The sequence below is a fragment of the Pseudomonas sp. V88_4 genome, from assembly GCF_029967985.1.
In the GTDB taxonomy this organism is placed as follows: Bacteria; Pseudomonadota; Gammaproteobacteria; order Pseudomonadales; family Pseudomonadaceae; genus Aquipseudomonas; species Aquipseudomonas glycinae.
Window position 1 is genome coordinate 581,188 of sequence record NZ_JASCAF010000002.1, and the last position, 11,919, is coordinate 593,106.

16 protein-coding genes are annotated in these 11,919 nt (G+C 60.1%); 12 read left to right on the plus strand and 4 right to left on the minus strand.

Annotation, left to right across the window (positions count from 1 at the left end; genetic code table 11):
* Window positions 1-66: 66 nt before the first annotated feature.
* Window positions 67-906 carry a UTP--glucose-1-phosphate uridylyltransferase GalU gene (gene galU, locus QLG12_RS05185; RefSeq protein WP_039768735.1) on the minus strand — a complete coding sequence of 280 codons (840 nt, stop codon included), beginning with the start codon at window positions 904-906 and terminating at the stop codon, window positions 67-69.
* Between the two features lie 247 nt (window positions 907-1,153).
* Here galU and QLG12_RS05190 point away from each other — a divergent pair, with 247 nt between their 5' ends.
* Complete coding sequence (locus tag QLG12_RS05190) at window positions 1,154-1,342, plus strand: hypothetical protein (protein ID WP_041475286.1); 189 nt, start codon at window positions 1,154-1,156, stop codon at window positions 1,340-1,342.
* 140 nt (window positions 1,343-1,482) lie between these two features.
* Window positions 1,483-1,779 carry a hypothetical protein gene (locus tag QLG12_RS05195; protein ID WP_064381403.1) on the plus strand — a complete coding sequence of 99 codons (297 nt, stop codon included), beginning with the start codon at window positions 1,483-1,485 and terminating at the stop codon, window positions 1,777-1,779.
* 2 nt (window positions 1,780-1,781) lie between these two features.
* Here the strand turns inward: QLG12_RS05195 and QLG12_RS05200 are convergent, their stop codons facing one another.
* Window positions 1,782-2,012 carry a hypothetical protein gene (locus QLG12_RS05200; RefSeq protein WP_011334337.1) on the minus strand — a complete coding sequence of 77 codons (231 nt, stop codon included), beginning with the start codon at window positions 2,010-2,012 and terminating at the stop codon, window positions 1,782-1,784.
* Window positions 2,013-2,085: 73 nt separating this feature from the next.
* On the minus strand, window positions 2,086-2,442 hold the full coding sequence (locus QLG12_RS05205) for a hypothetical protein (RefSeq protein ID WP_197867860.1): 357 nt from the start codon (window positions 2,440-2,442) through the stop codon (window positions 2,086-2,088).
* Between the two features lie 210 nt (window positions 2,443-2,652).
* Between QLG12_RS05205 and QLG12_RS05210 the strand changes: the two genes are divergently transcribed.
* The 5 genes from QLG12_RS05210 to ada all read left to right on the plus strand — a co-directional run bounded on the left by QLG12_RS05210 (window position 2,653) and on the right by ada (window position 5,803).
* The gene (locus QLG12_RS05210) at window positions 2,653-2,955 is read left to right on the plus strand and encodes a DUF1883 domain-containing protein (protein ID WP_039768744.1); all 303 of its coding nucleotides are present in this window, start codon (window positions 2,653-2,655) and stop codon (window positions 2,953-2,955) included.
* 34 nt (window positions 2,956-2,989) lie between these two features.
* Window positions 2,990-3,160 (plus strand): hypothetical protein, encoded by a 171-nt coding sequence (locus QLG12_RS05215; RefSeq protein ID WP_170928922.1) that lies wholly within the window; start codon window positions 2,990-2,992, stop codon window positions 3,158-3,160.
* Window positions 3,161-3,251: 91 nt separating this feature from the next.
* Complete coding sequence (locus QLG12_RS05220) at window positions 3,252-3,974, plus strand: 2OG-Fe(II) oxygenase (RefSeq protein ID WP_197867861.1); 723 nt, start codon at window positions 3,252-3,254, stop codon at window positions 3,972-3,974.
* Between the two features lie 2 nt (window positions 3,975-3,976).
* The gene (gene alkB / locus QLG12_RS05225; RefSeq protein WP_282474088.1) at window positions 3,977-4,642 is read left to right on the plus strand and encodes a DNA oxidative demethylase AlkB; all 666 of its coding nucleotides are present in this window, start codon (window positions 3,977-3,979) and stop codon (window positions 4,640-4,642) included.
* 87 nt (window positions 4,643-4,729) lie between these two features.
* Window positions 4,730-5,803 carry a bifunctional DNA-binding transcriptional regulator/O6-methylguanine-DNA methyltransferase Ada gene (gene ada / locus QLG12_RS05230; RefSeq protein WP_282474061.1) on the plus strand — a complete coding sequence of 358 codons (1,074 nt, stop codon included), beginning with the start codon at window positions 4,730-4,732 and terminating at the stop codon, window positions 5,801-5,803.
* On the opposite strand, the gene QLG12_RS05235 is transcribed toward ada, so the two are convergent.
* Window positions 5,804-6,787, minus strand: a complete 984-nt coding sequence (locus QLG12_RS05235) for an MDR family oxidoreductase (RefSeq protein WP_282474062.1) — start codon at window positions 6,785-6,787, stop codon at window positions 5,804-5,806.
* Between the two features lie 216 nt (window positions 6,788-7,003).
* Between QLG12_RS05235 and QLG12_RS05240 the strand changes: the two genes are divergently transcribed.
* From QLG12_RS05240 to QLG12_RS05260, 5 genes are all read left to right on the plus strand, one after another.
* The gene (locus tag QLG12_RS05240) at window positions 7,004-8,065 is read left to right on the plus strand and encodes a nitronate monooxygenase (RefSeq protein ID WP_282474063.1); all 1,062 of its coding nucleotides are present in this window, start codon (window positions 7,004-7,006) and stop codon (window positions 8,063-8,065) included.
* A 174-nt stretch (window positions 8,066-8,239) separates the two neighbouring features.
* Window positions 8,240-8,995 carry a molybdate ABC transporter substrate-binding protein gene (gene modA, locus QLG12_RS05245; protein ID WP_282474064.1) on the plus strand — a complete coding sequence of 252 codons (756 nt, stop codon included), beginning with the start codon at window positions 8,240-8,242 and terminating at the stop codon, window positions 8,993-8,995.
* Complete coding sequence (gene modB / locus QLG12_RS05250) at window positions 8,996-9,676, plus strand: molybdate ABC transporter permease subunit (RefSeq protein ID WP_085686959.1); 681 nt, start codon at window positions 8,996-8,998, stop codon at window positions 9,674-9,676.
* A gap of 3 nt (window positions 9,677-9,679) precedes the next feature.
* Window positions 9,680-10,759 (plus strand): molybdenum ABC transporter ATP-binding protein, encoded by a 1,080-nt coding sequence (modC, locus tag QLG12_RS05255; protein WP_282474065.1) that lies wholly within the window; start codon window positions 9,680-9,682, stop codon window positions 10,757-10,759.
* Window positions 10,760-10,832: 73 nt separating this feature from the next.
* Window positions 10,833-11,870, plus strand: a complete 1,038-nt coding sequence (locus QLG12_RS05260; RefSeq protein WP_282474066.1) for a DNA topoisomerase IB — start codon at window positions 10,833-10,835, stop codon at window positions 11,868-11,870.
* Window positions 11,871-11,919 lie beyond the last annotated feature (49 nt).

An 11,919-nucleotide genomic window follows, 5' to 3' on the forward strand; every position in this document is an offset into this window, starting at 1 on the left:
ATATAGGGGCGGAAAATGAAAAAGCCACCCGAAGGTGGCTTTTTCGTGCAAGCAGATAAGGCGCTATCAGTAAGCCTTGCCAGTCTTGTAGAAATTCTCGAAGCAGAAGTTGGTTGCCTCGATGTAGCCTTCAGCACCACCGCAGTCGAAACGCTTGCCCTTGAACTTGTAGGCCATCACGCAGCCGTTCTGGGCTTGTTTCATCAAGGCGTCGGTGATCTGGATTTCACCACCCTTGCCTGGCTCGGTCTGTTCGATCAGGTCGAAGATGTCCGGGGTCAGGATGTAACGACCGATGATCGCCAGGTTCGACGGCGCGTCTTCCGGCTTTGGCTTCTCGACCATGCTGTGTACGCGGTAGATGTCGTCGCGGATCATTTCGCCAGCGATCACGCCGTACTTGCTGGTTTCTTGCGGATCAACTTCCTGAATGGCGATGATCGAGCAGCGGAACTGCTTGTACAGCTTGACCATCTGGGTCAGTACGCCGTCGCCATCGAGGTTGACGCACAGGTCGTCCGCCAACACCACAGCGAACGGCTCATCACCGATCAGTGGGCGGCCGGTCAGGATTGCGTGACCCAGGCCTTTCATTTCGGTCTGACGGGTGTAGGAAAAGGAACACTCGTCCAACAGCTTGCGGATGCCGACCAGGTATTTTTCCTTGTCGGTGCCCTTGATCTGGTTTTCCAGCTCATAGCTGATGTCGAAGTGGTCTTCCAGGGCGCGCTTGCCACGGCCGGTCACGATGGAGATTTCGTTCAGGCCAGCATCCAGAGCTTCTTCGACGCCGTACTGGATCAGTGGCTTGTTTACCACCGGCAGCATTTCTTTGGGCATGGCCTTCGTCGCTGGGAGGAAGCGAGTACCGTAACCGGCTGCTGGGAACAAGCATTTCTTGATCATATAAGTCCTTGAAAGGGCTGTGTGTACGAGTTTCGGCGCAGTCTAATCAGGCGGCGTGCACCTTACAATGCCCCGCACTGGCTAACCGATGTCAACATAGAGAAATAATCTGGCGGATAGTTCAATCCGCATACAGAGGCTGCGCATTCAGCTTAGCCCAAAGATCTCGGTACGCCGCATCGACCTGCGCCCAATTGCCGATTTACCGTTATCATGGCGCCTTTGAACCAGCCAACGAGGCCGCTAGATGTCCGCAGCAAAAATCATCAACGGATACACCGTCGCCAAGGCGAAAGATGGCCAGTGGCATATCACTGCCGCTAACGGCGAAGATGTGTCCGGGCCGTTGCCCACTGAAGCGATGGCGATTGAAGTAGCCGCGGTGCTCGATTACACGCCTGCAGCACCGAAACGTCGCGGCAAGGATCAAGACTGATCGGCGACGACAAATCCCGGCCCTGCCTTCGCGCAGGGCTTTTTTTGGGCGGCGCACAAAGAAGTGGCCAAACGCTATAACCTTTTCCTGCCTGCGCTGTCATAGCGTCTAGCCCCCTCCTCCTCGAAGACGACACTGCCATGAAAAAAAGCCACTTCATCAACTGCCTGCCCCTGATTGCGCTCGCAGCCCTGGCCGGCTGCGCTACCTCGCAGACCACCTACCTGAACAACGGCGAACAAGGCTTGAGCATTGACTGCTCCGGTGAAGCCAATTCCTGGGCCAGCTGTTATGAAAAGGCTGATGCGTCCTGTGCCGGAACCGGCTATCGCATCGTCGGTACCGACGGCACGCCAGCACCGAAGGAAAGCGACAAGACGCTGGGCGTCGACGTCGGCAACTATAAAAACCGCAGCGTGGTGGTTGTGTGTAAATAGCCTTACATGTGAATTTCGGCGAACTTGATCCCCAACCCGCGCACGACCTCGATCAGGTCGTCGAGCCGGTTGAAGGATTCGACTTCGTCGTTATCGTCGACCAGGAAATAACTGCGACCGGCGCTCTTCTTGAAAAACACGATCCACTCCCCCGGATTCGCCGGGTTCTGGATCACATGGGTCGCCGCAATGAGCCCTTCCTTGTGTCGCTCCCGCACCTGCTCTCTCTTCATTCACTTCTCCAGAAATGAGAATGCCGCCTCAGCAACGCTGTGACGGCATCAAATGCTGACGGCCGACAGTCTATCAGCCGGAGATGCAGGCCGTGGCGGCTTTGCGCACATCCCAGGGACGCAGCGGTACATTGGACATCCGCTCATGCAACTTGATACTGCTGCCACCCGAGCGATCCTCGATGTCGAACACCGCAGCCGGGCCTGACCCCAGCTTGCCCGGAACGATCACTCTGACTTCATCCTTGTGCCGCTCCACCTGCAAGGCACCCCGGCTGCTGGACAGCTTTTCGGACAGGCACTGAGCATATTCATGGGGTTTCTTGCCGGAAATGACGTTCATGGTCGGCAGGGTTTCATTGATTTCCGAAACGCTTGCGCAACCACCCATTGCCAATGCCAATGGCAGAATCACCACACCCCACTTCATACAAAACCTCCAATAAAGACCTTCCGACAGCACGAATGCCGTTTTTCTCCGAGGCCTGCTGTATTAAACCCACATGAAACGTGAATATCTGTTTTTAATTGTCAAAGCGGCGCCCGACGGCCGGATAATAACCCGTCCGGGCTGATAAACTGCGCCAATCGACAATGCTATCGTTTTGATTTTGTAGAAAAAGCCCTTCTGGAGGCGCCCATGAAATTCATTCACCAGCGCGAGCACCTCAACGAAGACGACATCGTCGTCATTCAATGCTCGCAAACCTGCAATATCCGTCTAATGAACGACGCCAACTTCCGCAGCTTCAAGAATGGCGGCCGCCACACCTATCACGGCGGTGCTTTCGACACGTTCCCGGCCCGCATCACGGCCCCAAGCACCGGTTTCTGGAACATCACCATCGACACCGTCAGCCGCCGGGCAATCAGCGTGACCCGCAAGCCGACGCTGACACACTCGATCAAGATCATTCGCCGCTCGAGCTCCAAACTCAGCTGAGCGATTCCGCCAACGCAGACAGGTAAGCATCAACGTGGCCCAAACGACCAAATACGTGATCAAGTACAAACTCAACGGTGAGCGCCGCTTCGAGTTCGCGCAACTGGAAAACGGCACGCCGGAAGAAGCCAAGGCAGCACTGGATGCTCTGCACGGGCAGAGCAACGATGTGATCAGCGACATCAGCGTCAGCAAGGCCCTGTAAGAACCGGGTGACAATTCGACCGCAAGCGGCGGAGTGTTCCAGCTGGGTGAACGGCTCAGACTGATACCTGAATGTGAGCCAAGGAATCAGCATGTCACCCTCACCCGCTACCCCGCTCGAAGCGCTCGAAGCGCTCGACTGGATTGCCCTGGAGCAGCAACTGGATCACGACGGTTGCGCCGTCATCCGCACGCTGCTGCGTCCGCAGACCTGCGATCGGTTGAGTGCGCTTTACCCGCACAGCGAACCGTTTCGGTCACAGGTGATCATGTCCCGCCACGGCTTTGGGCGCGGCGAATACAAATACCTGCGCTATCCGCTTCCTCCCGTGGTGGAACGCCTGCGCAGCGCGCTTTACCCACGGCTCGCGCCTCTGGCCAACCGCTGGCATGAACGAATGGGAATACCAGAACGCTTTCCAGCGCAACACCGTGAATTTCTCGAGCGCTGCCACGCCGCCGGTCAACTGCGACCTACTTCGCTCTTGCTGCAATACGGCCCGCAGGACTACAACTGTCTGCATCAGGATCTGTACGGTGAACATGTCTTTCCGCTGCAAGTGGCGATTCTTCTGTCAGCACCCGGGGCTGATTTCACCGGTGGCGAGTTCGTCATGACCGAGCAACGTCCGAGAATGCAGTCGCGCCCACTCGTGATGGACCTGAGAAAAGGCGACGCGCTGATCTTTGCCGTCAATCAGCGACCGGTCAAAGGCGTGCGCGGTGACTATCGGGTGACCATGCGCCACGGCGTCAGCCGACTGCACAGCGGAACGCGGCATACTCTGGGCATCATTTTCCACGACGCGACCTGACGATCATGCAAACCACCTTCGACCTGTTCGCCGACACAGAATCCGAACAACCTCGGCGCGCCGAACAGATCGGCGAGCAATCCTGGGTGCTGCGCGGTTTTGCCCTGCCGCAAATCGAGCAGCTATTGCCGGCCCTGGAATCGATCATCGCCTGCGCCCCGTTGCGCCACATGATGACGCCCGGGGGCTTCAGCATGTCGGTGGCCACCAGCAGTTGCGGCGCACTGGGCTGGATCACCGATCGAAGCGGCTACCGCTATTCATCCGAAGATCCCGTGAGCCATCAACCCTGGCCAGCGATGCCCGAGGTGTTTCGCGAACTGGCCCAGGCAGCAGCGAAACGCGGCGGATTTGCCGACTTCATGCCGGATTCCTGCCTGATCAATCGTTATGTCCCAGGCGCGAAGATGTCATTGCATCAGGACAAAGACGAAAATGCCTACGAAGCGCCGATCGTTTCGCTGTCATTGGGCTTGCCGGCCACGTTCCTGTTCGGCGGTTTCGCGCGAGGTGACAGGAGCCAGAAAATCTCGCTGCTGCACGGCGACATGGTGATCTGGGGCGGTGTCGACCGGCTGCGCTATCACGGCATCCTGCCGATCAAGCCTGGCCGGCACCCGCGCCTTGGCGAACAGCGTTTCAACCTCACGTTTCGCACCGCTGGATAATCCTGCAAAGTTTGACCGCAAGGGTCGGAGTGTGCCGGCCGGTGGCACTGGTTAACCTGACATTCACAGGTCAACGGACTCTCCATCATGAAAACGCTTTCCACCTCGCTGAACACTGAAGACGATCCACGCTGGGCCGCTGTCGTGGCACGCGACCCTCGGGCGGACGGCCAGTTTGTCTACGCCGTGAAAACCACCGGCATCTATTGCCGCCCCAGCAGCCTGGCGCGCTTGCCGAAACCGCAGAACGTCGAGTTCTTCGACACCGCCGAAGAAGCCGAAGCCGCGGGCTATCGCCCAAGCAGACGAGTGCGCAAGGATCAGACCGAAGTCGCAGCGCAGCACGCCGCTACCGTTGCGGCAGCCTGTCGCCAGATCGAAGCGTCGGACAGCCTGCCGGCGCTCAACGAGCTCGCCGCGTCAGCCGGCTTGAGTGCCTTCCATTTTCACCGGGTCTTCAAAGCCGCAACGGGGCTTACGCCCAAAGGCTACGCCGCCGCGCATCGCTCGCGCCGGGTTCGCCAGCGTCTGGCGGACGGCGGATCGGTGACCGAGGCGCTGTATGACGCCGGCTTCAATTCCAACAGCCGGTTCTACGAGGCGGCCGATCAGGTGCTGGGCATGAAACCCGGCGACTTCCGATCCGCCGGGCAGAACAACGACATCCGCTTCGCCGTCGGCCAGTGCTCGCTCGGCGCCATTCTGGTGGCGCAGAGCGAGCGCGGGATCTGCGCGATTCTGCTGGGGGACGATCCGCACCAATTGGTGTGCGACCTGCAGGACCAGTTTCGCCGGGCCAACCTGATCGGCGCCGACACCGAGTTCGAACAACTGATCGCGCGCGTGGTCGGCTTCATCGAAGCGCCTGCCATCGGCCTGGATTTGCCGCTGGATGTGCGCGGCACGGCGTTTCAGGAACGGGTGTGGCAGGCGCTGCGCGAAATACCGGTCGGCAGCACCGCCAGCTACGCGGACATCGCCTTACGTATCGGCTCGCCAAAAGCCGTGCGCGCAGTGGCCCAGGCTTGTGGCGCCAACAGCCTGGCGGTAGCGATCCCCTGTCATCGCGTTGTGCGCAGTGACGGCAATCTGTCGGGCTACCGCTGGGGCGTGGAGCGCAAGCGCGAATTGCTCGAGCGCGAAGACAAAACCCGACAGTGATCAGCGATTCACATCCACCACGACCCGCCCCCGGAGCTGCCCCGCCAGCAACTTCGGTGCCGCGTCGATAGCTTCGCCGAGGCCGATTTCATGGCTGATCAGTGACAACAGAGCGAAATCCAGATCCTTCGCCAGACGATCCCAGGCTTCGATGCGGCGGGCCTTGGGCTGGGTCACGCTGTTGATCCCTGCCAACGTCACGCCACGCAAAATGAACGGCGCGACTGAGGCCGGGAAGTCCATGCCCTGAGCCAGACCGCACGCAGCCACGGTGCCTTCGGCTCGAGTGCTGGCGCAGGCATTGGCGAGCGTGTGGCTGCCGACCGAATCGATGACGCCCGCCCAGCGCTCCTTGGCCAGCGGCTTGCCGGGTTCGGACAGTGTGGCGCGATCAATGATTTCGCTGGCACCCAGTTGTTTCAGGTATTCGTGTTCCGACACCCGACCGGTCGAAGCGACCACGCGGTAGCCCAGCTTGCTCAACAATGCGATGGCAAAGCTGCCGACGCCACCGTTGGCACCGGTCACCAGCACTTCGCCCTGTTGCGCTGTCACGCCATTACGCTCCAGTGCCATGATGCACAGCATCGCCGTATAGCCCGCGGTGCCGATGGCCATGGCTTGCGCGGCGGTGAATGCCTTGGGCAGCGGAATCAGCCAGTCACCGTTCAATCGCGCTTTCTGTGCCAGGCCACCCCAGTGGCTTTCACCGACGCCCCAGCCATTGAGCAGCACCGCGTCGCCAACCTTGTAGTCCGGGTGTGAGCTGATTTCGACGGTGCCCGCCAGATCGATCCCCGGCACCATCGGAAACTTGCGCACCACCGGGCTGCTGCCGGTGATCGCCAGGCCGTCCTTGAAGTTCAGCGTGCTGTACGCGACGCGAACCGTCACATCGCCCTCGGGCAACTGCTCGTCGTTGATCTCATGCAGGTTGGCGCGATAACCGCGGTTGTCTTTATCGATCAGAATGCCTTTGAACATGACTGCCTCTTACCGGTGAAATTCAGGATGTCGAGGCATTGGAATAACACATCTGCAACATTTTGCCCCACTCGACCTTTAGCCAATCGCGCCCCGACGACGAGCCAGCTTCGACTGTTCAAGCTACAAATCTGTGCTGGTCATGGGGTTGGCTTTGCGTTAAAAAAACCGGCAGCTACCGTCCCTGCCCTGTTTTGTCGTCGGAGAAGCTATTCCATGAGCCAATGGCCTGATACCCACATTCTTGACCTGTTCGGCATCGAACTGCCGATCATCCAGGGCCCCATGGCCGGAGCCACTAACTCATCCATGGTCATCGCGGCGTGCAACGCAGGTGGCCTCGGTTCAATGCCAGCCGCGATGCTGACCATCGAGCAACTGCGCGAAGAACTGAAGACCATTCGCCAGGGCACGAACAAACCGTTCAACGTCAACTTCTTCTGCCATCAACCGCCGGCCGCCGATGAGCAAAAGGCACGTGACTGGAAAAACCTGCTGGAACCCTACTATCGCGAACTGGGTGTCGACTTCGATGCACCGACGCCGGTGTCCAACCGCGCGCCGTTCGATGCGGCTGCCTGCGAAGTGCTGGAAGAATTCCGCCCTGAAGTGGTGAGCTTTCACTTCGGCCTGCCGGAAAAAACCTTGCTGGATCGGGTGAAAGCGACCGGCGCGAAAATCATCTCGTCGGCGACCACGGTTGATGAGGCGATCTGGCTTGAGCAAAACGGCTGCGACGCGATCATCGCCATGGGTTACGAGGCCGGCGGCCATCGCGGGATGTTTCTCAGCGACGACCTGAGCAGCCAGGTCGGTACCTTTGCCTTGGTGCCGCAAGTGGTCGACGCCGTGAGTGTGCCGGTGATCGCCGCCGGTGCGATTGCCGATGCGCGCGGCGTGGCGGCAGCGTTCCTGCTCGGTGCTTCGGCGGTTCAGGTCGGCACGGCTTATCTGTTTACTCCGGAAGCGAAAGTCAGTGCGTCGCACCACAAGGCCCTGCGCACCGCCAAGGAAAGCGAAACGGCGGTAACCAATCTGTTTACCGGGCGCCCGGCGCGGGGGATTCTCAATCGGGTGATGCGCGAACTGGGCCCGATGTCGGACAAGGCCCCGGCATTCCCGCTGGCGGGTGGGGCCTTGATGCCGCTGCGCGCGAAGGGCGAAGCGGAATTCAGCAACCTCTGGGCCGGCCAGGCTTTCACGCTCGGCAAAGACCTCGGCACCGCCGAACTGACCCGGCAACTGGCGGAAGGCGCACTGGCAAAACTGACCCGTTGATGAGCCCGAACGGGTGAGGAGCGTGGCACCCTCACCCGGTTTAAAAGCAGTGCTTCCCGTTTGGCGGCGTTTCGCTATATATTTCGCTATATAGCGTTTCACCCCCTTGCATCGGCGCAGTCTCCCCATCCAATAACAACTGCCCACTGCACTTGCCACCCACGGAGCCGTTACATGATCAATCGTGCCTCACGTTTTGCCCCTGCCCTGCTCGCGGTATTCTCCATCGGCGCGGCACAGGCCGATGAAGTGCAAGTCGCTGTCGCGGCCAACTTCACCGCACCGATCCAGGCGATTGCCGCCGATTTTGAAAAAGACACCGGGCACAAACTGGTCGCAGCCTATGGCGCCACCGGCCAGTTCTACACCCAGATCAAAAACGGCGCACCGTTCGAAGTGTTCCTCTCGGCGGACGACACCACCCCTGAAAAACTCGAAAAAGAAGGCGACACCGTCAAGGGTTCGCGCTTCACCTATGCCATCGGCACCTTGGCACTGTGGTCGGCCAAGGAAGGTTACGTCGATGCCAAAGGTGATGTCCTGAAGAAAAACGAGTACCAACACCTGTCCATCGCCAACCCGAAAGCCGCCCCTTATGGTCTGGCCGCCACTCAAGTGCTGGAGAAACTGAAGCTGACTGAAGCCACCAAAGCCAAGATCGTCGAAGGCCAGAACATCACCCAGGCTTACCAGTTCGTGTCCACCGGCAACGCCGAGCTGGGCTTCGTCGCCCTGTCGCAGATCTACAAGGACGGCAAGGTCAGCAGCGGCTCGGCGTGGATCGTTCCGGCGAGCATGCACGACCCGATCAAGCAAGACGCGGTGATCCTCAACAAAGGCAAGGACAACGCCGCTGCCAAGGCGCTGGTTGATTACCTCAAAGGCCCGAAAGCCGCTGCGGTCATCAAGTCTTACGGTTACCAGCTGTAAATGTCGCTCACGAGTGCCGATTTCGCGGCGATCTGGCTGACCCTGAAACTGGCGTCCCTGACCACCGCGATCCTGCTGGTCATCGGCACTCCGATTGCCCTGTGGCTGTCGCGCAGTCGTTCGTGGCTGCGCGGCCCCATCGGCGCGATTGTTGCGTTGCCGCTGGTGCTGCCACCGACGGTGATCGGTTTCTATCTGTTGCTGGCGCTCGGTCCCAACGGCTTCATTGGTCATTTCACCCAATGGCTGGGGCTTGGCACCTTGACGTTCAGCTTCACCGGCCTTGTGATCGGTTCGGTGCTCTATTCCATGCCGTTCGTGGTGCAGCCATTGCAAAACGCCTTCTCCGCGATCGGCACACGCCCACTGGAAGTGGCCGCAACCTTGCGCGCCAATCCCTGGGACACCTTTTTCAGCGTAATTCTTCCCCTCGCCCGCCCCGGTTTCATCACTGCGGCAATCCTCGGCTTCGCCCATACCGTCGGCGAATTCGGCGTGGTGCTGATGATCGGCGGGAATATTCCTGACAAGACCCGGGTGGTTTCCGTACAAATCTACGACCACGTCGAAGCCATGGAGTACGCGCAGGCGCACTGGCTGGCCGGGGCGATGCTGGTGTTTTCATTTCTGGTGTTGCTGGCGCTGTATTCCAGCCGCAAGACCCGCGCGGGCTGGAGCTGATCGATGATTGATGCACGTCTGAAACTGGCCTGGTCGGGCTTCAGCCTCGATCTTGACCTGCATATGCCCGGTCGCGGTGTGACGGCGCTGTTCGGTCAGTCCGGCTCGGGCAAGACCACGTGCCTGCGCTGCATCGCCGGGCTCGAACGCGCGCCGCAGGCGCTTATCCGCATCAATGGCGAAGTCTGGCAGGACAGCGAGAAAGGCATTTTCGTGCCGCCGCACAAACGCGCGCTCGGCTATGTGTTTCAGGAAGCCAGCCTGTTTGAGCATCTGTCGGTGCTGGCCAATCTGCAGTTCGGCCTCAAGCGCATTCCCAAGGCGCAGCGCCGGGTCGACATGAACCAAGCCACCGAACTGCTGGGGATCGGCCACTTGCTGGATCGCCACCCGCAAAACTTATCCGGCGGTGAGCGTCAGCGTGTCGGCATCGCACGCGCGCTGTTGACCAGCCCTCGACTGCTGCTGATGGATGAGCCTATGGCCGCCCTCGACAGTCAGCGCAAAAGCGAAATCCTGCCCTACCTGCAACGCCTGCACGACGAACTGGAAATCCCCGTCCTGTATGTCAGCCATGCGCAGGACGAAGTGGCCAGGCTCGCCGACCATCTGGTGCTGCTCAGCGACGGCAAAGCGCTGGCCAGCGGCCCGATTGGCGAAACCCTGGCGCGACTCGACCTCCCCCTGGCCATGGACAATAACGCCGGCGTGATCATCGAAGGCCAGGTCAGTGGCTACGATGCCGACTATCAATTGCTCACCCTGCAACTGCCGGACTCGTCACTGAACATTCGCGTGACCCACGCGCCGATGAAGACCGGCCAGAGACTGCGTTGCAAGGTACATGCGCGCGACATCAGCCTGACCCTGCAAAACAGCGAATTCAGCAGCATCCTCAATCGCCTGCCGGTCACGGTCGTCAGCGAACAGCCTGCCGATAATGCCGCGCACGTACTCATTCGCCTCGATGCCGGGGGCACACCGCTGCTGGCGCGCATCACTCGTTATTCGCGGGATCAGCTTGGCGTGCATCCGGGCCAGTCGTTGTGGGCCCAGATCAAGGCCGTCGCGGTGCTGGCGTAAATCCGCGGGCACGACCGTCATGGCGTGCGGTCAATGGCTTTAACAGCCTGATCTGCCGCGAAGGAAATCCGCCATGCCCGATACTGCGCTCACCGAGGTATTGCCTTCGGATCTGCATTACGTCGATGACACACAGCCCGGTATCACCCGCAAAAAACTGCGAGGAAAATTCGCCTATTTCGACCCCGCAGGCCAGCGCATCACCGATCCTGACGAGATCAAGCGCATCAACTCGCTGGCCGTTCCGCCCGCCTACACCGACGTATGGATCTGCGCCGACCCGCGCGGCCATCTGCAAGCCACCGGTCGCGACGCTCGCGGACGCAAGCAATATCGCTATCACCCGCGCTGGCGCGAAGTGCGTGATGCGGACAAATATTCGCGCCTGCGCGAATTCGGTCTTGCGCTCCCCAAATTGCGCAAACAGCTGGAGGCATTGCTGGCCTCGCCCGGTTTCAGCCGGGATAAAGTCATGGCAACGGTCATCACGCTGCTCGACGCCACGCTGATCCGCGTCGGCAACACGCAATACGCGCGGGACAATCGCTCTTACGGCCTGACGACCCTGCGCAGCCGGCATGTCGAGATCAACGGCAGCGCGATCCTGTTCCAGTTTCGCGGCAAGAGCGGCATCGAGCATCAGATCACGGTGAAGGATCGGCGCCTGGCGCGAATCATCAAGCGCTGCCTTGAGCTACCGGGGCAGAACCTGTTTCAGTATCTGGATGAAAACGGCGAGCGACACACCGTCAGCTCTTCCGACGTCAACGCCTACCTGCAAAACCTGACCGGGGCGGACTTCACCGCCAAGGATTACCGGACCTGGGCCGGCAGCGCTCTGGCGTTGGCGGTTCTGCGGGAGCTGCAATGGGAATCCGAAGCCGAAGCCAAGCGGCATGTAGTCGAGATGGTAAAGGGAGTTGCGCGGCAGCTGGGCAACACGCCGGCGGTCTGTCGCAAATGCTACATCCACCCGGCGGTGGTCGAACATTTCATGCTCGGAGCGCTGGCAGAACTGCCTAAACCACGCATCCGCAAAGGCCTGCGCAAGGAAGAAGTCGCGCTGGCGGTGTTCCTTGAACGGATGGTCGAACAGGCTGACGCGACTTGAAGCCTTCGGCCGTCTCGACTAGGCTACGCACGCCTACCTTTCCAGGACG

What these genes read in the sequence shown, in the direction of transcription:
- galU (WP_039768735.1), bottom strand. Translation starts at nt 906, where the DNA reads ATGATCAAGAAATGCTTGTTCCCAGCAGCCGGTTACGGTACTCGCTTC.
- QLG12_RS05190 (WP_041475286.1), top strand. Translation starts at nt 1,154, where the DNA reads ATGTCCGCAGCAAAAATCATCAACGGATACACCGTCGCCAAGGCGAAA.
- QLG12_RS05195 (WP_064381403.1), top strand. Translation starts at nt 1,483, where the DNA reads ATGAAAAAAAGCCACTTCATCAACTGCCTGCCCCTGATTGCGCTCGCA.
- QLG12_RS05200 (WP_011334337.1), bottom strand. Translation starts at nt 2,012, where the DNA reads ATGAAGAGAGAGCAGGTGCGGGAGCGACACAAGGAAGGGCTCATTGCG.
- QLG12_RS05205 (WP_197867860.1), bottom strand. Translation starts at nt 2,442, where the DNA reads ATGAAGTGGGGTGTGGTGATTCTGCCATTGGCATTGGCAATGGGTGGT.
- QLG12_RS05210 (WP_039768744.1), top strand. Translation starts at nt 2,653, where the DNA reads ATGAAATTCATTCACCAGCGCGAGCACCTCAACGAAGACGACATCGTC.
- QLG12_RS05220 (WP_197867861.1), top strand. Translation starts at nt 3,252, where the DNA reads ATGTCACCCTCACCCGCTACCCCGCTCGAAGCGCTCGAAGCGCTCGAC.
- ada (WP_282474061.1), top strand. Translation starts at nt 4,730, where the DNA reads ATGAAAACGCTTTCCACCTCGCTGAACACTGAAGACGATCCACGCTGG.
- QLG12_RS05235 (WP_282474062.1), bottom strand. Translation starts at nt 6,787, where the DNA reads ATGTTCAAAGGCATTCTGATCGATAAAGACAACCGCGGTTATCGCGCC.
- QLG12_RS05240 (WP_282474063.1), top strand. Translation starts at nt 7,004, where the DNA reads ATGAGCCAATGGCCTGATACCCACATTCTTGACCTGTTCGGCATCGAA.
- modA (WP_282474064.1), top strand. Translation starts at nt 8,240, where the DNA reads ATGATCAATCGTGCCTCACGTTTTGCCCCTGCCCTGCTCGCGGTATTC.
- modB (WP_085686959.1), top strand. Translation starts at nt 8,996, where the DNA reads ATGTCGCTCACGAGTGCCGATTTCGCGGCGATCTGGCTGACCCTGAAA.
- modC (WP_282474065.1), top strand. Translation starts at nt 9,680, where the DNA reads ATGATTGATGCACGTCTGAAACTGGCCTGGTCGGGCTTCAGCCTCGAT.
- QLG12_RS05260 (WP_282474066.1), top strand. Translation starts at nt 10,833, where the DNA reads ATGCCCGATACTGCGCTCACCGAGGTATTGCCTTCGGATCTGCATTAC.